At 54.1% G+C, this 20914-nt stretch carries 20 protein-coding genes; 8 read left to right on the top strand and 12 right to left on the bottom strand.

Annotated elements, in window-relative coordinates; all coding sequences use genetic code 11:
* Nucleotides 1–47 precede the first annotated feature (47 nt).
* Nucleotides 48–1094, top strand: a complete 1047-nt coding sequence (locus tag NNO02_RS12490) for an AbrB family transcriptional regulator (RefSeq protein ID WP_271449844.1) — start codon at nucleotides 48–50, stop codon at nucleotides 1092–1094.
* Here NNO02_RS12490 and nei read toward each other — a convergent pair.
* From nei to ybgI, 8 genes are read right to left on the bottom strand one after another with little or no spacing between them, the layout of a single operon-like run.
* Nucleotides 1091–1882 carry an endonuclease VIII gene (gene nei, locus NNO02_RS12485; RefSeq protein WP_271454920.1) on the bottom strand — a complete coding sequence of 264 codons (792 nt, stop codon included), beginning with the start codon at nucleotides 1880–1882 and terminating at the stop codon, nucleotides 1091–1093. The genes NNO02_RS12490 and nei overlap by 4 nt on opposite strands.
* 14 nt (nucleotides 1883–1896) lie before the next feature.
* Complete coding sequence (gene pcp / locus NNO02_RS12480; RefSeq protein ID WP_271454919.1) at nucleotides 1897–2541, bottom strand: pyroglutamyl-peptidase I; 645 nt, start codon at nucleotides 2539–2541, stop codon at nucleotides 1897–1899.
* A gap of 9 nt (nucleotides 2542–2550) precedes the next feature.
* Nucleotides 2551–3546, bottom strand: a complete 996-nt coding sequence (locus tag NNO02_RS12475; RefSeq protein WP_048212260.1) for a DUF979 domain-containing protein — start codon at nucleotides 3544–3546, stop codon at nucleotides 2551–2553.
* A complete protein-coding gene (locus tag NNO02_RS12470; RefSeq protein ID WP_005122560.1) occupies nucleotides 3543–4265 on the bottom strand; it encodes a DUF969 domain-containing protein in 723 nt (240 codons plus the stop codon). The genes NNO02_RS12475 and NNO02_RS12470 overlap by 4 nt, the downstream gene beginning before the upstream one ends.
* A gap of 54 nt (nucleotides 4266–4319) precedes the next feature.
* Entirely contained in the window at nucleotides 4320–5054 is a 735-nt protein-coding gene (gene pxpA, locus NNO02_RS12465) for a 5-oxoprolinase subunit PxpA (protein WP_271454918.1), read from the bottom strand.
* The gene (gene pxpC / locus NNO02_RS12460) at nucleotides 5044–5976 is read right to left on the bottom strand and encodes a 5-oxoprolinase subunit PxpC (protein ID WP_271442205.1); all 933 of its coding nucleotides are present in this window, start codon (nucleotides 5974–5976) and stop codon (nucleotides 5044–5046) included. The genes pxpA and pxpC overlap by 11 nt, the downstream gene beginning before the upstream one ends.
* Nucleotides 5970–6626 carry a 5-oxoprolinase subunit PxpB gene (gene pxpB / locus NNO02_RS12455; protein WP_271442204.1) on the bottom strand — a complete coding sequence of 219 codons (657 nt, stop codon included), beginning with the start codon at nucleotides 6624–6626 and terminating at the stop codon, nucleotides 5970–5972. Before pxpB ends, pxpC begins: the two co-directional genes overlap by 7 nt.
* A gap of 15 nt (nucleotides 6627–6641) precedes the next feature.
* A complete protein-coding gene (gene ybgI, locus NNO02_RS12450; RefSeq protein WP_271449875.1) occupies nucleotides 6642–7385 on the bottom strand; it encodes a radiation resistance protein YbgI in 744 nt (247 codons plus the stop codon).
* A 289-nt stretch (nucleotides 7386–7674) separates the two neighbouring features.
* On the opposite strand from ybgI, the gene NNO02_RS12445 reads away from it, so the two are divergent.
* Nucleotides 7675–9156, top strand: a complete 1482-nt coding sequence (locus NNO02_RS12445; RefSeq protein WP_271454917.1) for an MFS transporter — start codon at nucleotides 7675–7677, stop codon at nucleotides 9154–9156.
* A 52-nt stretch (nucleotides 9157–9208) separates the two neighbouring features.
* Here the strand turns inward: NNO02_RS12445 and NNO02_RS12440 are convergent, their stop codons facing one another.
* From NNO02_RS12440 to NNO02_RS12425, 4 genes are all read right to left on the bottom strand, one after another.
* A complete protein-coding gene (locus tag NNO02_RS12440) occupies nucleotides 9209–10123 on the bottom strand; it encodes an Rpn family recombination-promoting nuclease/putative transposase (protein ID WP_271454916.1) in 915 nt (304 codons plus the stop codon).
* A gap of 161 nt (nucleotides 10124–10284) precedes the next feature.
* Nucleotides 10285–11703, bottom strand: coding sequence for a deoxyribodipyrimidine photo-lyase (phrB, locus tag NNO02_RS12435; RefSeq protein WP_271454915.1), 1419 nt, complete (start codon nucleotides 11701–11703; stop codon nucleotides 10285–10287).
* 18 nt (nucleotides 11704–11721) lie between these two features.
* Nucleotides 11722–12276, bottom strand: coding sequence for a DUF1722 domain-containing protein (locus NNO02_RS12430; RefSeq protein WP_271454914.1), 555 nt, complete (start codon nucleotides 12274–12276; stop codon nucleotides 11722–11724).
* A gap of 97 nt (nucleotides 12277–12373) precedes the next feature.
* On the bottom strand, nucleotides 12374–12580 hold the full coding sequence (locus tag NNO02_RS12425; RefSeq protein ID WP_005122569.1) for a YbfA family protein: 207 nt from the start codon (nucleotides 12578–12580) through the stop codon (nucleotides 12374–12376).
* Between the two features lie 308 nt (nucleotides 12581–12888).
* Here NNO02_RS12425 and kdpF point away from each other — a divergent pair, with 308 nt between their 5' ends.
* From kdpF to kdpE, 6 genes are read left to right on the top strand one after another with little or no spacing between them, the layout of a single operon-like run.
* The gene (gene kdpF / locus NNO02_RS12420) at nucleotides 12889–12978 is read left to right on the top strand and encodes a K(+)-transporting ATPase subunit F (RefSeq protein ID WP_001670793.1); all 90 of its coding nucleotides are present in this window, start codon (nucleotides 12889–12891) and stop codon (nucleotides 12976–12978) included.
* The gene (gene kdpA, locus NNO02_RS12415) at nucleotides 12978–14657 is read left to right on the top strand and encodes a potassium-transporting ATPase subunit KdpA (protein WP_271454913.1); all 1680 of its coding nucleotides are present in this window, start codon (nucleotides 12978–12980) and stop codon (nucleotides 14655–14657) included. The genes kdpF and kdpA overlap by 1 nt, the downstream gene beginning before the upstream one ends.
* A 20-nt stretch (nucleotides 14658–14677) precedes the next feature.
* Entirely contained in the window at nucleotides 14678–16726 is a 2049-nt protein-coding gene (kdpB, locus tag NNO02_RS12410) for a potassium-transporting ATPase subunit KdpB (RefSeq protein ID WP_271454912.1), read from the top strand.
* 8 nt (nucleotides 16727–16734) lie between these two features.
* The gene (kdpC, locus tag NNO02_RS12405) at nucleotides 16735–17301 is read left to right on the top strand and encodes a potassium-transporting ATPase subunit KdpC (protein ID WP_271454911.1); all 567 of its coding nucleotides are present in this window, start codon (nucleotides 16735–16737) and stop codon (nucleotides 17299–17301) included.
* Between the two features lie 10 nt (nucleotides 17302–17311).
* A complete protein-coding gene (gene kdpD, locus NNO02_RS12400) occupies nucleotides 17312–19996 on the top strand; it encodes a two-component system sensor histidine kinase KdpD (RefSeq protein ID WP_271449852.1) in 2685 nt (894 codons plus the stop codon).
* The gene (gene kdpE, locus NNO02_RS12395) at nucleotides 19993–20670 is read left to right on the top strand and encodes a two-component system response regulator KdpE (RefSeq protein WP_271442195.1); all 678 of its coding nucleotides are present in this window, start codon (nucleotides 19993–19995) and stop codon (nucleotides 20668–20670) included. The genes kdpD and kdpE overlap by 4 nt, the downstream gene beginning before the upstream one ends.
* Nucleotides 20671–20914: the final 244 nt, after the last annotated feature.

Genomic DNA, 20914 nt, shown 5'->3' with positions numbered 1-20914 from the left:
TCTCTATGATTTATTAAGCGTTACTTAATATTATTCAGGAGCATGGGATGCCTGTGTTGCGGTGGGGTTTACTGTTTTTACTGTCACTCCTTCTTTCCCTGCTCTTTCTGTCTGTTCATCTCCCGGGTCCCTTGCTGCTTGGGTCGATGATTGTCGGTATTATCTTCAGTATGCGCGGCATTTCACTACAACTCCCTCGCTGTGCATTTCTTGGCGCTCAGGCCATTCTCGGCTGTATGATTGCGCAAAACCTGACTGGCTCTATTTTAACCACGCTTGCAGCGCACTGGCCGGTGGTTATGGTCATCCTGCTGGCGACACTTATCAGCAGCGCGGTCATAGGATGGCTGCTGGTTCGTTACAGCAACCTGCCCGGTAACACCGGTGCGTGGGGTTCATCGCCTGGCGGAGCCGCAGCAATGGTTGCAATGGCACAGGATTACGGCGCTGACATCCGCCTGGTGGCTTTTATGCAGTATCTGCGGGTACTGTTGGTGGTGGGGGCGGCCGCACTGGTCACCCGGCTGGTAATGGGCGACCAGGCACAGGCGGTCAGCGCACAAATTGTCTGGTTTCCGCCACTGAGTATCAACCTGTTCAGTACCCTGATGTTAGCCGCCGTTGCCGGGGGGGCAGGACGCTTGCTGCGTATCCCCTCTGGCGTCATGCTCCTGCCTATGCTGGTGGGCGCATTGCTGAACGCTGGCGGTGTCATGGTAATTGAACTGCCGGAATGGCTGTTGGCAATGGCTTATATGGCTATCGGCTGGCAAATAGGCCTGGGTTTTGACAAACAGATATTTTTGATGGCACTGCGTCCGTTGCCACAAATTTTATTGTCTATTTTTTCGCTGATGACGATCTGTGCCGCCATGGCCTGGGGGCTGGCACATTATATGAAAATTGACTTTCTCACCGCCTATCTGGCGACCAGTCCGGGAGGTGTGGACTCCGTCGCAGTGATTGCCGCAGGAAGCCACGCCGACATGGCACTGGTTATGGCGATGCAAACCCTGCGACTGTTCAGTATTTTATTAACCGGGCCGACAGTCGCGCGGTTTATCTCAGCGCATGCGCCAAAACAGCCCGCTTAGTGCTGGCATCCCGGGCACCAGTAAAACGGTCGTGAAGAGAGCATCGTTTTCTCAATAATACCGCCACAGCGCTCACAGGACTCGCCATCCCGATGGAACACCTTAAAGCGAAATAACGCCCCGTGATGCTTATTCTCATCAGCCAGCCCACGGGTGTTGTAGGACAGGCGTGGAATCTCGAGCAACGCATGCGCCAGTGCGCTGAGCTGTTCATCACTCAGTTGCGATGCTTTATGCTGACCGGTCAGTCCAACCTGCCAGAGAATTTCTACCCGCAGATAGTTCCCCAGTCCCGCCAGAAACGCCTGATCCAACAGTAAGCCAGAAAACTGCCGATTGCGAAAACGGGGTGACAGCAAGCGCGCTTTAACCTCCTCAGACGTTAAACGCAGATCCAGCACGTCCGGCCCTACCCGTTGCAGAAACGGATGGGTCGCCAATTGTGCTGATGTCAGCATCTCAATATCAGACGCGCTATAGAGCAGGATGGTTTTATCGTGTGTTTGCAGTTTGACACGCAGCACACGCGTCGTTTCCGGTATATTTCCGGTCTCCACCACCCGCCATACGCCGTAAAGCTGATTGTGGCTGTATAGCGTCAGGCCATTTGAAAAGTGGGTCAGCAATGCTTTCCCCCGCGTTTCAAGCTGGGTAACACGCTGCCCGATGAGTTGAGACTGATACGGTTTTAACTGCTCAAAGGCAAACCAGACATCCGTCAGCGGTTTGCCTTTGACTGCCGCCTCCAGGTTATCCGCCGCGCGGCGGATCTCCGGGCCTTCAGGCATAATACTGTCCTTGGTTAGTGTGTTGCACCGCCCGTCACTGCAATATCGCTGTCCACCTGCAATGCAGTGTCAATGGCAATTTCCAGCGCCCGGCGCACCGTTTCGCTCGCCATACTTGGCGCTCCGGGGTGCGCGGCGGCCTGTTGTGGCAGATAAGGAATATGGATAAAACCGCCCTTCACTGCCGGTGTGTCGCGTAACGTATGCAGCAGGCCATACATCACATGATTACAAACAAAGGTACCTGCTGTTTGGGAAACCGAGGCTGGGATACCCACATTGCGCATGGCCATCACCATCGCTTTGATTGGCAGTGTGCTAAACCATGCCGCCGGACCCTCGGCGACAATCGGCACATCAACAGGCTGCTGACCGTGGTTATCCGCAATACGCGCATCGTCCACGTTGATCGCTACACGCTCAACGGTGATATCTGTACGGCCTCCTGCCTGCCCCACCGCCAGCACCAACGACGGTGACAGCGCGTCAATCGCGGCATTAAGTACGGTTAGAGACTCGCCAAATACGCACGGTAGCTGACGCGCAACGACACGACATCCGGCAATGATAGCATTGTCGAGCCCGGAGACCACTTCCCAGGAAGGGTTAACTGACTCTCCGCCAAAGGGTTCAAATCCGGTGATTAAGACCGTTTTCATCCTTCCTCCTTACAGGAACATCAGGAAATACATCAGGAACACGTTAACCAGCAACAGCAGTATGCCGGTTGGCACCTGCGCTTTAATCACGGCGTTTTTATCCGGCAACTCCAGCAGGGCTGCAGGCACGATGTTAAAGTTAGCTGCCATCGGTGTCATTAAGGTTCCGCAATATCCGGAGAACATCCCTATAGCCGCCATCACCGCGGGGTTACCACCATGCTGCAACACAAGAATTGGAATACCGATCCCGGCGGTTACAATCGGGAAAGCAGCAAATGCGTTCCCCATGACCATCGTCAACAGCGCCATGCCAATGGTGTATACCGCCACAGCGATAAAGCGGCTATCTACCGCGAGGTACTCCTGGGTCAGATACGATATACCACTGCCCACCCCTGCCGCCGTAAACAGCAGCCCGAGCGTCGCCAGAATTTGCGGCAGGATGAACGCCCAGCCGATGGAGTCCAGCAGACGGCGGGCTTCCTGAATGGGCTGATGGACGCGCTCATGGGTCATTTTTATCGCCATTGCCAGGCCAATCAGCGAGCCTGCCGTCATAGAAAAGAGCGTGACCAGCGTGGCGTGATTCCCCGGCCCAAACAGTGCATCCTGCAAGCCCGGAATATGGTTAAACATCAGTACACCGATAACGGTCACCACCGGAATAGCCAGCGCCGGAAAAAACAGGCGATTACCCAGTCGGCTGGCGCTTTCTTCACGCTGCTGCTGGGTGCGTTGATGATAACTTCCCAGTTTCACACCGCCAAACCCGGCAATCAGCGCCAATACGACTACCGCAATGCCGACCGCGATATGTACCGTACGTTTGTCACCAAACAGTGAGTACGTCCAGTCGCCAAGCAGGAACAGCACACCATACAGTCCCCAAAACAGCCCCGTGCTCAGACGACGTGGGTTCGCTTTGTCCTGCCAGGACATCACCGCCACAATCAACAGTACCGCGCCCGCCAGCCAGTAGAGATAGCTTTGCTGAAAATTCATTGCGCTGCTCCTTTCGCTGCCGCATTGGCTTTCGCCACCTCACGCTGCAGATAGTTATCCAGACGCCACAAGCGCGTACCGTGGATCAAGAAGGCGCAAATTGCCGTTGGGATTCCCCACAACGCGATATGCAGTGGCTCGGTCTGGATCCCACCGGACTCCAGCATAAAGTTGTGCATGAAAATGATCGCCCCAAAGGCAACGAAGATGTCTTCGCCGAAAAACAGACCAACGTTGTCAGTCGCCGCAGACATTGCACGCAGGCGATAACGCACGGCCCCCGGCAATTCACCGTGGTTTTTCTCCGCGGCCCCTTCAGCCATCGGGGCTAATAACGGGCGTACCATCTGAGGGTGTCCCCCCAGGCTGGTCAAGCCCAGCGCGGCGGTCGCTTCACGAATAAACAGATAGACAATGAGCAGACGACCACTGGTGGCGCTACGGATTTTCGCGATCCACGCCTGGGCTCGCTCTTTCAGCCCGTGACGTTCCAGCAGACCAATGACTGCCAGCGGAATCAGCAGGATAAACGGCAGGTTGCGGGTGTTGAGAAAGCCTTCACCCAGCTTTTCGAGAATAGTGGCGATTGGCATATGCGCTGCCAGCCCGGTGACGATCCCGGCAACGATAACCACCAATACCGGGTTAAAACGTAAAAGAAATCCGACCACGATGACGGCGATCCCCGTCAATGGCCAGAGAGAAATAGCCTCTCCCATAATTAAATCCCTTATGTTGTTGTGTTGTATGTTATTGTTTTGTATTAAAAATACTTATGCGCTAATTTGAATATTGCAGGCTCTGAACGCGCTGCGCAAACGACGGGCAAAAGCGAGTGCGTGCTCACCATCCCCGTGAATGCATACCGTCTGCGCGGTTACGCTTGCCCATGTTCCACTCTGACTTTTTACTCTCCCGAACTGCACCATTTCTAACGTTTGCGCCAGCGCCTGCTCTTCGTCTTCGATCAGTGCACCTGGCTGACTACGCGGAACCAGACTACCATCAGCCTGATACCCCCGATCTGCAAAAACCTCCTGACGCGTCTCCAGACCATAATGTTCACCGGCACGGATCAATTCGCTCCCCGCAAGCCCTACCAGTATCAATGACGGATCGCAGGCATAAACCGCTCTGGCTATCGCATCGGCCAGCACAGGATCTTTTGCGGCCTGGTTATAGAGCATGCCGTGCGGTTTCACGTGGCGCATCACGCCTCCTTCTGCCCGGGTGATGACAGACAGGGCACCAATTTGATACAGCGTTTGTGCATAAACCGTTTCGGCAGGCAGATTCATAGCACTACGACCAAAATTTTCCCGGTCCGGAAAACCTGGGTGTGCCCCCACAGCCACGCCGTTTTTCAGCGCTTCCCGCACACTTGCCAGCATGGTTTGTGCGTCTCCGGCATGAAATCCACAGGCGATATTGGCCGATGACACCAGTTGAAGAAGCGTCGCGTCGTTCGCACAGCCTTCACCGAGATCTGCATTCAAATCAATTTTCATCGTTAAGTCGCCATGTTAACTGTTCCAGATAGCGCTGCTGATCGTGACGTGCCTTCAACGCCTCTTCCAGCGAGCACTGAACAAAGTGAATCGGTTGTCCAAGAGGGATTTGCGCAAGGTGATACATATCCGCCTCGATGATACAGGCGATACGCGGATATCCGCCCGTGGTCTGGGCATCGTTCATCAGTACAATTGGCTGCCCGTTATGCGGGACCTGTACCACGCCGGGAAGCAAACCGTGTGACAACATCTCGCGGTCTGTCGTGCGTGTCAGTGGCTGCCCCTGCAGACGATACCCCATACGGTTACTCTGTGGGCTCAGTCGCCACGGCGAGCGCCAGAACGATGCCTGCGATGCCTCGTCAAATTCCTGATATTCGGGTCCAGGTAACGCACGAATGTGGTTGCCCCACATCAACTGTTTTACCCCTTGTGGGCCATTGAATTGTCGTGTTGATACGCCAATCGCCAACTTATCGCCATCGCGTAACAAACGTCCTTCAAACCCGCCAATACCGACTTTCAAATCGGTACTGCGCGATCCCATAACGTCGGGAACATCAATACCGCCTGCCACCGCCAGGTAACTGCGCATACCATGATGCGGGTGTTTTAATGACAGGCGTTGTCCGGCTTTAACTGGCAACCGCCAACCGCTCCATACCGGAGTACGATCCAAATGCGCTTCGCATCCCGCGCCGGTCAAGGCAAACCAACCATCCGCTTCAAACTCCACCACCAGCTGACCTAACGTGACTTCCAGCGCGGCAGCATTCGCATCATTTCCTACCAGCAGATTAGCAACGTTTAATGCCGGTTTGTCCAACGCGCCGCAGTGGCTTACCCCTGACTGACGAAAGCCATGACGCCCCCCATCCTGTACGGAGGTGTACAGGCCAGCACGAATGATGTTTAACATACGCCCTCCTTCTGCGGGACAAAACGTACAGTATCTCCAGCCCGTAACAGGATCGGCTCCTCGCGCTGCGGATCAAAAAGCTTAACGGCGGTACGTCCTATCAGTTGCCACCCGCCGGGCGTTGCAATCGGGTAGATACCGGTTTGTGAACCGCCGATCCCCACTGAACCTGCCGGAACAAGTAAGCGCGGTTCAGCTCGTCTTGGCGTATGCAATGGTTCCGGTAAGCTCCCAAGATAGGGAAATCCCGGCTGAAACCCCAAAAACCAGACGACATAATCAACTGACGCATGCAATTCAACGACCTGCTTGTCGCTCAAACCACTGTGCCGGGCAACTTCGGCCAGATCGGGCCCATATTCGCCGCCATAGATAACGGGGATTTCGACAAAACGCGAATCCGGCTCCATCGCCTCGCTCTCTTCCCACCAACTTTGCAGGCGTTCAATTGCATCCAGCGCCAGCGTCTGCGGGGAATTCAGGATCACCGTGATATTGTTCATCCCCGGGATGGCCTCAAGTACATTCGGAGCATCAGCCAGACGCTGAGCCAGACGCCAGATGCGTTTCTGAGTTGCCAGCGTAATCGGCGGTTCCAGCTCCAGAACCACCGCAGTTTCACCTAACAGATAACAACGCGCTCGCTGCACTTTCGTCCCTCTTTATCAGGCTGGGTTAGGGATGTCGATGAACGTCACATCCAGATCGGTATTTTCATTCAGCCATTCGCTCAAGGCACGAATACCACCGCGTTCGGTAGCATGGTGACCGGCAGCATAGAAATGCAGTCCCTGCTCGCGGGCAGAGTGAATGGTTTGTTCAGAAACTTCCCCGGTAATGAAGGCATCAACACCAAAGCGGGCCGCACTATCAATGAAACTTTGACCGCCCCCCGTACACCAGGCAACACGCTGAACGTTTTCAGGCCCGGTATCGCCGCACCATAACGGTTTACGTCCCAGACGCGCTTCAATCCAGGATGCCAGTTCCAGCCCCGGAACGGGCATGGAGAGTTCTCCCCACGGTACCAGAGGCTCTATCTCCCCCATCACAGTGATGCCCAACAGCGCGGCCAGCTGTGCGTTATTCCCCAGTTCGGGGTGGGCATCCAACGGCAGATGCCAGCCATACAGGTTGATATCATTTTCCAGCAGCGTTTTCAGACGTCGGCGCTTCATGCCGCGAATCACCGGAGATTCGCCCTTCCAGAAATAACCATGATGAACGATGACCGCATCGGCCCCAAGGCGAACAGCTTCATCCAGTAGTGCCTGGCTTGCGGTTACGCCGGTCACGATTTTTTGCACCGTTTCTTTGCCCTCAACCTGCAAACCATTCGGTGCATAGTCGCTTATGGCTGCGCTGTTCAGCTTGTCATTAATCAGTTGTTCCAGCTCGGTGTTTTTCATCATCGTCCTCGTTGTCATAAATTCTGCCTGCTCAATCAGCAACACAGCTTCAGTTAAAATAGCGTCCTCACCTCCGTTCGTCGATAGCCATTTCGCTGACACATCAAGAAACAATCACGCGGCCTGTAAACGTAAATTGCTTACCACCATGAGATCGTATTCATGTATATTTATGCAATCAGACAGCATATTGCAAAAATAATCAGATCTGTATCAAAGTTACAACTTTAAGGAAACACACTCACACGGCACGTTCCTTCCGTCGTGAGGCATTTACTTCGAGAAAATAATGAATAAACAAGCATCTCAGCCGCGCGCAATTTATTACGTCGTCGCGCTGCAAATTTGGGAATACTTCAGTTTTTATGGCATGCGTGCACTGCTGATCCTGTATCTCACTAACCAGCTTAAGTACAACGATAATCACGCGTATGAACTGTTCAGTGCTTACTGTTCGCTGGTGTATGTCACGCCGATTCTCGGGGGATACCTGGCGGATAAAGTGCTCGGTAACCGTATGGCGGTAATGATTGGCGCATTTTTGATGGCAGTGGGACATTTGGTCCTGGGTGCCAGTGAAATGGCTCCGGCGTTTCTCTACTTATCTCTGGCCATTATTGTCTGTGGCTACGGTTTGTTTAAATCCAACATCAGTTGCCTGCTGGGTGAATTGTATAAACCGGAAGATCCGCGCCGTGACGGCGGATTCTCTCTGCTCTATGCCGCCGGTAACATTGGTTCAATTATTGCCCCTATCGCCTGCGGCTATGTGCAGGAAGAGTACAGTTGGGCAATGGGCTTTGCGCTGGCCGCTATCGGTATGCTGGCCGGGCTGGTCATTTTCTTATGCGGGAATCGTCATTTTGCTCACACCACCGGCGTCAACAAAGCCGTGCTGTGTGCCAAATCGTTCATTCTGCCGAACTGGGCCTGGCTGCTGGTTCTGCTGGTCGCCACACCACTTTTAATTACCGTCCTGTTCTGGAAAGAGTGGTCCGTGTACGCGCTGATTGTCGCCACTGTCATTGGTTTGGCGGTTCTGGCAAAAATCTACCGTCAGGCGCAAACGCAGAAACAGCGTAAAGAACTGGGTCTGATCGTAACCCTGACCTTCTTCAGCTTGTTGTTCTGGGCCTTTGCACAGCAGGGTGGTAGTTCCATCAGCTTGTATATCGACCGCTTTGTTAATCGCGACGTGATGGGATATTCAGTCCCAACTGCCATGTTCCAGTCAGTAAACGCCTTCGCCGTCATGTTGTGCGGCATCGTGCTGGCCTGGGTGGTCAAAGAAAGCGTGAGTGGCAATCGTACCGTTCGTATCTGGGGTAAGTTTGCTCTCGGTCTGGGGTTAATGAGTGCTGGTTTCTGTATTCTGACCTTAAGCGCCCGCTGGTCCGCCGCATATGGGCACTCCTCTATGCCGTTGATGGTTTTAGGGCTGGCAGTTATGGGTTTCGCCGAGCTGTTTATCGACCCGGTCGCCATGTCACAAATTACACGCATAGAGATCCCAGGGGTAACCGGCGTATTAACCGGCATCTATATGCTGCTTTCCGGGGCCATTGCCAACTACCTGGCGGGTGTGATTGCCGACCAGACATCACAGGGTGCGTTTGATGCTTCCGGTGCCATCAACTATTCCATCAACGCCTATATTGATGTCTTTAGCGAAATTACCTGGGGCGCGCTGGCCTGTGTGGCGCTGGTGCTGTTGATTTGGTTATATCAATCACTCAAATTTAAAAACCGTCCTCTCGCGGTAGAGTCCTGAGTTTACGGGCCCGACGATGTAATATCACTCGGGCCCGTTATTTATCCGCAGGTTACGAATTCTTTGCCGCTAAATCCTCTTCAGACAGACCTGTAACCAGTAACACCATTTCGCGATCTATTCCCTGCGCCAGCATAGTTTGCGCTATACGCAAAGCGGCTTCGTGTTTACCTTGTTGTAACCCCTGTTGTAATCCTTCCTGTAATCCATCTAACCTTAACCGTTCTGCAATAGTCATCAGCCTCTCCTTGTGTTGGGGGATCCGTTGCGCCATCTCTTGCAAAAACTCATTGAAGCGAGATTCATCACCGGATTGCAGAATGTAATTAAACATCGCCTGGAGCTGCGTGTCATTAGCACATCCAGTAAGGATCAGTGAGGCCAGCTGTTCTACCAACCCTATCAAATCCCGCTGGCGGATATGCTTTTGCATCAGTTCCAACAACGCCATTCGCCTGTGCGCCATGATTTCGTCATCCGGCACCACCGTGATATCCACCAGCGGAAATGTGTTGGCATAAAGTTGCCGGGCCGCCACAGGATCGGCGAACGCATCCAACCAGCATAGTGAATACGGGTACGGGCTTCGACAGCCATGATAAAACAGCATCGGTATTACCAGCGGCAGTTCCTTGTGCCCGGCATCCAGATGGCGCTGCATGGCTGCTATCGCATAACGCAGCAGACGAAAAGCCATATGCGGATCGGCTGAACTTTGGTGCTCGATTACGACATAGACATAGCCATCGCCGTCGCGTGTGCGCAGCGACCAGAGCACATCGGAGTAGCGGGAACGCAAATCTGCTTCAATAAAGCTCTCGGACTCTAACTTCAGCGTATCCAAATCGCAAAGTGTTCGCAAAGAAGCAGGAAGATGTATGTCGAGGAAATCCCGCGCAGTTTCGGGATGGTATAAAAACGTTTTAAATACCGCATCATGCGGTGTGGAAGTCGTCGTCGTTATCATCGTGTTCCGTCACCTGAAAAGAAGATAACGGAACTTTACTGCCCGGGGAGCACCCCGCACATCCAGCCATTAGCAGACTTGCGCGCCCTCTTCAGCGCTAAATGTGTACAACTGCAACATATTCATTCTGCTGGAAGGCATTACACAGAAATCTTCTACCCTCACGCCTTACGCGCGGCCTCATAGGCAGCCAGCGTGGCTAACCTTGCCTGCTTATGATCGACAATCGGACGAGGATAATGGAGTATCACCTGCATTTTTTCCGCCCACGTCCACGGTTCGTGAATGGCTTTTCCCGGTACATCGCGTAATTCCGGTACCCATTGGCGGATAAAATCACCGTCACGGTCGAATTTCTCCCCCTGGGTGGTGGGATTAAAAATACGGAAATACGGCGCCGCATCCGTGCCGGTAGAAGCTGCCCACTGCCAGCCACCATTATTCGCCGCCAGATCGCCGTCGATCAGTTGTGACATGAAATACTGCTCACCCTTTCGCCAGTCGATCAGCAGGTCTTTCACCAAAAAACTCGCCGCGATCATGCGTAAACGATTGTGCATCCACCCTGTGCCGTTAAGCTGGCGCATCGCCGCATCCACAATGGGATAGCCCGTATTCCCCGTTTTCCAGGCCTGCAAATGCACCGGATTATTTTGCCATTGCACACGATCGGTCCAGCGAATAAAGGGCTGATGCCGACACAGTGCGGGATAGTACGTCAGTAGATGGCGGTAAAATTCGCGCCAGATGAGCTCGTTTAACCAAACGCTCCCGGCGCCTCCCTCTGGCGCCTGCGGTTGCTCGACTAACAAACGGTGCAGACACTGGCGCGGTGATAACCCGCCGGTGGCAAGGCTTGCCGACAACCGACTGGTACCTTCATTTGCCGGGAAATCACGTTGTTGTTCGTATTCTGCCGCACCCTGCTGGCAAAACTGACGTAATTGCGCGATAACCGATTTTTCTTCTACCGGGAAAAGCGCCACATCAAAATCCTGCTGCGGATAGTTGAGCGTAATTGGCGTTGATGGGGAGGGAATTGCGCCGCTTTCGCGGGTTTTTGGTGCCGCAACACACTCCGGGATACTGTCTTTTAACCGCTTCAGCCAGGCATTTTTAAACGGCGTAAAGACTTTATACATCTCATGATTCCCGGTCATTACCGCGCCCGGCGCCAGGATTACGCTATCGTCAAAGCCCTCACACAGCACCTGCGGTAATGATTTTTCTACCTGAGCATCGCGCTGGCGTTCGTTGATTTCGTACTGATAGTTATAAAACAGTCGGCTAACGTCATGCTGCGCGCAGACATTTTTGACGATCTCTACGCTGGCGGTGAAATCCCCGACGTCATAAACCAGCAGCGGGATGCCTTTTTCTGCCAGCGCCGTGTGCAGCGCATTCAACTGCTTGCCGACAAACGCCGCCTGACGCGGTGACATATCATGCGCTTTCCACTGTGCCGGCGTGGCAATATATAACGCCAATACCCGTGCCGAACGATCCCGACATGCCGCTGCCAGCGCAAGATTGTCATGCAGACGTAAATCGCGCCGAAACCAGACCAGATGAGTGGTCATAAAACTCCCGAATAAAAATTAAGCTTTGCCGTGTAAACGCAGAATCGCAGGCCAGAGTTCAAAGTAACGTTGCCCGGACAACCAGCTGTTCGGGTGTTCCGTCATATAGTGTTGGAGGAGCACCAATGGCGCAAGCAGCGGCTGCATCTCACGTCGATAGTTATCGATTATTGAGGTCAGTTCCTGACGTTGACGAAGATTGAGCTGGTTACGGAAATAGCCCTGCACATGCATCAGGACATTAGTATGGTTGCGTCGGGTGGCGTGATTAAACAGCAGATGAATCAACCGCAAACGGTACTCAGTATAAAAAGCATCGAGGCTTGCCCATTCGTGGATTGCGGCAACAAAAGGGCCGAGCTCACGATACTCCGGTTGGGAATGTGCCAGTAGCACCAGCTTGTAACGGGTGTGAAAATCAATCAATGCACCACGTGATAATCCGCTCTGGCGCAGTCGGTGCAATTCATGCAAGGCATAAATACGTACCAGCGTATTCTCGTCAAACAGAAATTTATCGTTCGCTTCTGTGGTCAGACAGGCGCGGATACCAACAGAAATTCTCTTGCTCATCGCCACTCCTTATCCGTTACACAGGTAAGTGTAGACTGCGACGTATAAAAAAACCGCCACATTGCTGTTGGCGGTTTTTTTGAGCCTGAACGGTAACTTAGTAGAAATCGCAGGTGGCTTTTTCAGCCTGCTCCATCCACACCGGCTTATCACTGGTTTTCGACCAGACGCGATGCAGGTAGCTATAAAAACGGGCACGGTCTTTCCAGAACAGCATGACCGGCAGTGCCAGAACACCAGCCAGTACGGCAAAGGTACGGCGCAAGAAAACAATGTGTGCTGGATATTCTTTATAAAAGTCCATAATCCTCTCCCATATATCTGTTCGGTGAATCGCACCGGAAAAATAAACTTGGTTAACTGATGAAAATAATACCGCCTTGTGCGTAATTTTACTACTCATCCGACCACTTATTTTTATCTATTGATGCTCCGTTTAACCTAAATCCGTAAGAAAGTTACATAAAAGTTAAATTAATACTAATCATTAGTTAAATAATGGTCTTTGCCATTTTTATACTTTTTTTACACCCCGCCCGCAGATTTTTGCGAAATCTTTGCAACCAAAAACCTACGCTCTGGTTATCACATTTATGCCACTGGAGGTGCACTGTGAGTGCAGGCGTGATAACCGGCATTGTGCTGGTCTTTTTGTTACTGGGTTATCTGGTGTATGCCTTGATTAATGCGGAGGCGTTCTGATGGCAGCGCAAGGATTTTTACTCATCGCCAGTTTCCTGCTGGTGCTGTTTATTATCGCCAGGCCGCTGGGCTTTGGGCTGGCGCGTCTTATCAACAACACCTCCTTACCCGGCCTTGCAGGCGTTGAGCGTGTGCTGTGGCGTGGGCTGGGTATTTCGCAGCAGGAAATGACCTGGCTGCACTATTTGCTGGCAATCCTCGCCCTTAATATCCTCGGTCTGCTGATACTGTTTGCGATGTTGATGGCGCAAAACCTGCTGCCGCTGAATCCGCAACAGTTGCCGGGGCTATCGTGGGATCTCGCGCTCAATACCGCTGTTAGTTTTGTGACCAACACCAACTGGCAGTCCTATGCAGGCGAAACCACTTTAAGCTACTTCAGCCAGATGGCCGGCCTGACTGTGCAGAATTTCCTGTCTGCGGCGACAGGTATTGCAGTGATCTTTGCCCTGGCTCGCGCCTTTACGCGCCAAAGTATGAACACGCTGGGGAATGCCTGGGTGGATCTGGTACGCATTACGCTGTGGATATTACTGCCGATTTCTCTACTCATCGCGCTGTTTTTCATCCAGCAAGGTGCGCTGCAAAACCTGCTGCCTTATCAGGCGATCACCACGCTTGAAGGGGCAAAACAACTGCTGCCGATGGGACCTGTCGCCTCACAAGAGGCCATTAAGATGCTCGGTACCAACGGCGGCGGCTTTTTTAATGCCAACTCCTCACATCCGTTTGAAAACCCAACCGCGCTGACCAACATGGTACAGATGTGGGCGATCTTCTTAATTCCCGCGGCGCTGTGTTTCGCCTTTGGCGACGTCGTGGGCGATCGTCGACAGGGACGCACCTTGCTATGGGCTATGTCGCTCATTTTTGTTGTTTGCGTGGCGGTTGTGATGTGGGCCGAGGTGCAAGGTAACCCGCATCTGATGGCGTTTGGCGCAGATAGCAATATCAACATGGAAGGTAAAGAGAGCCGCTTTGGCGTGCTGGTCAGTAGTCTGTTTGCGGTCGTCACGACGGCCGCATCCTGTGGTGCAGTTATTGCTATGCACGACTCCTTCACTGCGCTGGGCGGCATGGTACCGATGTGGTTGATGCAGATTGGCGAAGTGGTGTTCGGCGGTGTGGGGTCAGGGTTGTACGGCATGCTGTTGTTCGTGCTGCTGGCGGTCTTTATTGCCGGACTGATGATTGGCCGCACTCCGGAATATCTGGGTAAAAAAATCGATGTCCGCGAAATGAAAATGACCGCGCTGGCGATTCTGGTTACCCCTGCGTTGGTGCTGCTTGGGACAGCGATAGCCATGATGAGCGATGCCGGGCGTAGCGCCATGCTCAATCCTGGGCCGCATGGTTTTAGCGAGGTGCTGTACGCAGTCTCGTCTGCCGCCAATAACAACGGTAGCGCTTTTGCCGGATTAAGTGCCAACAGTCCATTCTGGAACAGCCTGCTGGCCGCGTGCATGTTCTTCGGCCGCTTCGGCGTCATTATCCCGGTGATGGCGATTGCCGGTTCACTTGTCGGTAAAAAGAGTCAGCCAGCAAGTCCCGGCACGCTACCTACCCACGGTGCGCTGTTTGTTGGATTGTTGATCGGTACGGTGTTGCTGGTTGGCGCCCTCACCTTTGTTCCTGCGCTGGCGCTTGGCCCGGTAGCAGAATACCTCTCTTTACGTTGAGTGATGCGGAGCACATGACTATGAGTCGCAAGCAACTGGCGCTGTTCGAACCTTCTCTGGTCGCACAAGCGCTAATGGACGCAGTGAAAAAATTAAGTCCACATACTCAGTGGCGTAACCCGGTGATGTTTATCGTCTGGCTGGGCAGTCTGTTGACCACCCTGTTAACGGTAGCGATGGCGACAGGCCATATGTCAGGTAACCCAGTGTTTACCGGCGCGATAAGCCTCTGGCTGTGGGTGACCGTTCTGTTCGCTAACTTTGCGGAAGCGCTGGCTGAAGGGCGTAGTAAAGCGCAGGCCAACAGCCTGAAAGGGGTCAAAAAAACCGCCTTTGCCCGTAAACTTCGTGAACCCAAATATGGCACGCAAATGGATCACGTGCCAGCCGAGGAGTTACGCAAAGGAGATATCGTGCTGGTGGAAGCTGGCGATATTATCCCTTGTGACGGCGAAGTTATCGAAGGTGGTGCCTCGGTGGATGAAAGCGCCATTACCGGGGAATCCGCGCCAGTAATCCGTGAATCCGGCGGCGATTTTGCCTCCGTCACTGGCGGGACACGCATTCTCTCGGACTGGCTGGTGATCGCGTGTAGCGTCAACCCCGGAGAAACATTTCTCGATCGAATGATTGCCATGGTCGAAGGCGCACAGCGACGTAAAACGCCAAATGAAATCGCGCTGACGATCCTACTGATTGCCCTGACTATCGTCTTTCTGTTGGCAACCGCCACACTGTGGCCGTTCTCTGCCTGGGGCGGCAGTGCGGTCAGCATCACGGTACTTGTCGCCCTGCTGGTCTGTCTGATCCCCACCACGATCGGTGGGCTGCTCTCCGCGATTGGCGTCGCCGGGATGAGCCGCATGCTGGGTGCGAACGTTATCGCCACCAGCGGACGTGCGGTAGAAGCGGCTGGCGACGTCGATGTCCTGCTGTTGGATAAAACCGGCACCATCACGCTGGGTAACCGCCAGGCCTCTGATTTTCTGCCCGCCCAGGGCGTGGACGAAAAAACACTGGCCGACGCTGCACAGCTTTCATCACTGGCCGACGAAACGCCGGAAGGCCGTAGCATCGTTGTCCTGGCTAAACAGCGCTTTAACCTGCGGATACGTGATGTACAGTCGCTCCATGCCACCTTTGTGCCGTTTACCGCGCAAAGCCGGATGAGCGGTATCAACATCGATAACCGAATGATCCGCAAAGGCTCCGTAGATGCTATTCGTCGTCACGTCGAAGCCAACGGCGGCCACTTCCCTGCCGATGTAGAGCAGAAAGTCGAAAACGTTGCTCGCCTTGGCGCGACGCTGCTGGTCGTTGCTGAAGGTTCGCGGGTGCTGGGTGTGATAGCCCTGAAAGATATTGTCAAAGGTGGGATTAAAGAACGTTTTGCTCAGCTGCGCAAAATGGGCATCAAAACGGTGATGATCACCGGCGACAACCGCCTGACTGCTGCAGCAATCGCCGCAGAGGCGGGAGTGGATGACTTTTTAGCCGAAGCGACACCGGAAGCCAAGCTGGCACTGATTCGTCAGTATCAGGCGGAAGGTCGTTTGGTGGCGATGACTGGCGACGGAACCAACGACGCCCCGGCACTGGCGCAGGCCGATGTCGCGGTCGCGATGAACTCCGGGACCCAGGCCGCGAAGGAAGCGGGCAACATGGTGGATCTCGACTCTAACCCCACCAAGCTGATTGAAGTGGTGCACATTGGTAAACAGATGCTGATGACACGCGGATCGCTGACCACCTTTAGTATCGCCAACGACGTGGCGAAATATTTCGCCATCATCCCGGCTGCGTTCGCCGCAACTTACCCGCAGCTTAACGCACTGAACGTCATGCGACTGCATTCGCCGGATTCTGCGATCCTGAGCGCCGTCATCTTCAATGCGTTGGTGATTGTCTTCCTGATCCCACTGGCGCTGAAGGGGGTGAGCTACAAGCCGTTATCCGCTTCCGCCATGCTGCGCCGCAATCTGTGGATCTACGGTCTGGGCGGCCTGGTTGTGCCGTTTATCGGTATCAAAGTGATTGATTTACTGCTGACCCTGCTGGGTCTGGTGTGAGGTTTCAGATGAGTGGATTACGTCCTGCATTATCAACATTGCTTTTCCTGATGCTTATCACCGGCGGTGTTTATCCGCTGCTGACCACCGCGCTGGGGCAGTGGTGGTTCCCCCACCAGGCTAACGGGTCACTTCTGCGTGAGGGTCAGATAATTCGCGGTTCTGAACTGATCGGGCAAAATTTTACCGCCGCGGGTTATTTTCATGGACGCCCGTCGGCAACGGCAGAAGTACCCTATAATCCAATGGCTTCGGGTGGCAGCAACCTGGCAGCGAGCAACCCGGAGCTGGATAAGCAGCTACAAAGCCGAATTGCCGCACTGCGTGCTGCTAACCCACAGGCTAGCCCTGTTGTGCCCGTGGAACTGGTCACCGCGTCCGCCAGCGGTTTGGACAATAACCTGACACCCGATGCGGTCGCCTGGCAAATTCCCCGCGTGGCGCAAGCCCGCAACCTCAGCGTTGAAGAGGTTACGCAGTTGGTTGCACACTATACACAAAAGCCGCTGGTCAGTTTCATCGGCCAGCCGGTAGTGAACCTCGTGGAACTTAATTTAGCGCTGGATAAGCACTGAGAAAAAGGACATGCATAGCGAACCCCTACGCCCCAACCCCGATCGCCTGCTGGAGCAGACCACCGCGCCGCACCGGGGAAAACTGAAAATTTTCTTTGGCGCTTGTGCGGGCGTAGGGAAAACCTGGGCCATGCTGGCGGAGGCACAACGGCTACGATCGCAGGGGTTGGATGTGCTGATTGGTGTGGTGGAAACCCACGGGCGCAAGGAGACCGCCGCACTTCTGGACGGTCTCACCGTGCTACCGCTGAAACGTCAGGCACACCGTGGACGGCATATCAGCGAGTTCGATCTTGATGCCGCCCTCGCCCGCCGTCCGGCGCTGATTTTGATGGACGAACTGGCGCACAGCAATGCGCCAGGATCACGCCACCCCCGGCGCTGGCAAGATATTGAAGAACTGCTGGAAGCCGGGATTGATGTTTTTACCACCGTTAACGTTCAGCATCTGGAAAGTCTGAATGATGTGGTCAGCGGCGTCACCGGTATTCAGGTGCGCGAAACCGTTCCTGACCCGTTTTTCGATGCCGCTGACGATGTGGTCCTGGTCGATCTCCCCCCCGACGATTTGCGTCAGCGCCTGAACGAAGGCAAGGTCTATATTGCCGGTCAGGCAGAGCGTGCTATCGAGCATTTCTTCCGCAAAGGTAATTTGATAGCGCTGCGCGAACTGGCCCTGCGCCGCACCGCCGATCGGGTAGACGATCAGATGCGTGCCTGGCGGGGACGCCCAGGAGAAGAAAAAGTCTGGCATACCCGCGATGCCATTTTACTGTGTATTGGACACAACACCGGCAGCGAGAAACTGGTGCGAGCCGCTGCACGCCTGGCGGCACGTCTCGGCAGCGTCTGGCATGCGGTATATGTTGAAACACCTGCGCTACACCGGCTACCCGAAAAACAGCGGCGGGCAATCTTAAGCGCGCTGCGACTGGCACAGGAACTGGGGGCGGAAACCGCCACTCTCTCCGACCCGGCCGAAGATAAAGCCGTTGTCCGTTATGCCCGGGAACATAACCTGGGGAAAATTGTGCTCGGGCGTCCGACAACCCGTCGTTGGTGGCGCAGCGATTCCTTTGCAGACAAGCTGGCTCATCGCGCACCAGACCTCGACCTGATGATTGTCGCGCTGGACGATCCCCCTTCTCGTCAGACATTACAAACCACGGATAACCGCACCTTTAAGGATAAATGGCGGGTACAAATCCAGGGTTGCGTGGTCGCCGCTGCATTGTGTGCTGTTACGACGTTGATTGCCATGCAGTGGCTGGTCGCATTTGATGCAGCCAACCTGGTGATGCTCTATCTACTGGGCGTGGTGGTGATCGCCCTGTTCTACGGGCGCTGGCCGTCGGTGGTGGCCACATTTATCAACGTCGCCAGCTTTGATCTCTTCTTTATTGCTCCACGCGGCACGCTTGCCGTATCTGACGTCCAGTACCTGCTGACCTTTGCCGTGATGTTAACGGTCGGTTTGGTTATCGGTAATCTGACCGCGGGGGTACGTTATCAGGCCAGGGTTGCACGCTATCGTGAGCAACGAACGCGGCACCTGTATGAGATGTCGAAAGCACTGGCTGTAGGGCGCAGCCAGCAGGATATTGCGGCTACCAGCGAACAGTTCATTGCCTCGACGTTTCAGGCCCGTAGCCGGGTGTTATTACCTGACGAAAACGGGAAGTTGGTTCCCCTGACGCATCAGCAGGGTATGACACCGTGGGATGATGCCATTGCCCAGTGGAGTTTTGACAAGGGGCAGATGGCCGGTGCCGGCACCGACACATTACCCGGCGTTCCCTATCAAATTTTACCGTTAAAAAGCGCCGATAAAACCTATGGGCTACTGGTAGTAGAGCCAGGAAACCTGCGTCAGCTGATGATCCCGGAACAGCAACGCCTGCTGGAAACCTTCACCCTACTGGTGGCCAGTGCGCTGGAGCGCCTGACTCTGACAGCCAGTGAAGAGCAGGCCCGCTTTGCCAGCGAGCGAGAAAGTATTCGCAATGCACTGCTCGCTGCCCTGTCCCACGATTTACGCACGCCGCTGACGGTGCTGTTCGGTCAGGCGGAGATATTAACGTTGGATCTGGCAAGTGAAGGTTCACCACACGCTCGCCAGGCCAGCGAGATCCGCCAGCACGTGCTTAACACCACCAGACTGGTCAATAATCTGCTGGATATGGCGCGAATCCAGTCTGGCGGCTTTAATCTTAAGAAAGAGTGGCTAACGCTGGAAGAGGTGGTAGGCAGCGCCCTGCAAATGTTGGAGCCCGGGCTGGCAACACCCATTAACCTGTCACTTCCGGAGCCGTTGACGCTGGTACACGTTGATGGGCCACTCTTTGAGCGGGTGCTGATCAATCTGCTGGAAAATGCCGTCAAATATGCAGGTCCGCAGGCGCAAATCGGTATCGACGCCCAGGTCGACGGCGAGCATCTGCTGCTGGATGTTTGGGACAATGGGCCCGGCATTCCTGCCGGCCTGGAACAGCGTATTTTCGACAAGTTTTCCCGTGGAAACAAAGAATCATCGGTACCGGGTGTTGGGCTGGGGCTGGCAATTTGTCAGGCGATTGTCGACGTGCACGGTGGCACGATTTCAGCGCATAATCGTCCGCAGGGAGGGGCGTGTTTCCGTGTTACACTGCCGCAGGAAGCGCCCCCTGAACTTGAAGATTTTCATGAGGATATGTGACAAACGTACTGATTGTTGAAGATGAACAAGCCATTCGTCGCTTTCTGCGCACCGCGCTGGAAGCGGATGGCCTGCGTGTGTATGAAGCGGAAACGCTGCAACGTGGTCTGTTGGAAGCCGCCACACGAAAGCCCGACCTCATCATTCTCGACCTCGGTCTTCCGGACGGTGACGGTATTGATTTTATCCGCGACCTGCGGCAGTGGAGCGCCATCCCGGTGATCGTGCTGTCAGCCCGCAGCGAAGAGAGCGATAAAATCGCCGCGCTGGATGCCGGTGCCGATGACTATCTCAGCAAGCCATTCGGCATTGGCGAGCTACAGGCTCGTTTACGCGTTGCACTGCGCCGTCACGCCACCGGCCCCTCTCCTGATCCTGTGGTGCAATTTTCTGATGTAAAGGTGGATATTGCCGCGCGTCTGGTTCATCGCGGGGATGAGGAGGTTCATCTGACGCCAATTGAGTTTCGCCTGCTGGCCATACTGCTCAATAATGCCGGAAAAGTGCTGACCCAACGCCAGTTATTGAATCAGGTGTGGGGACCGAATGCCGTTGAACACAGCCATTACTTACGTATCTATATGGGCCATCTGCGCCAGAAACTGGAGCTGGACCCGGCTCGTCCACGTCATTTTTTGACCGAAACCGGGATCGGCTATCGGTTTATGCCTTGAACGAATGCCGGGTTCAGCATGTACCCGGTTACATCTAATCACTGTGCTCAATATGACCCACGTGACAAATTATTATGGGTAACGCTTGATTTTATTTAATACATCCTGTTACTTGCCGCACGACTGCATATACCACAACAAAAAAAAATTAAATATAAAAACAAAAAATAAAACAAACAAACCTTTTCTAAATATTACACAAGAAATTACTTATCACAACCCTGACATTATAAACCAATCATTG

Origin of the sequence: Citrobacter sp. Awk 2 (genome assembly GCF_028069815.1) — a bacterium.
In the GTDB taxonomy this organism is placed as follows: domain Bacteria; phylum Pseudomonadota; class Gammaproteobacteria; order Enterobacterales; family Enterobacteriaceae; genus Citrobacter.
The sequence above is the reverse complement of the archived record's forward strand: the minus strand, read 5'-3'. Positions and strand labels throughout refer to the sequence as shown.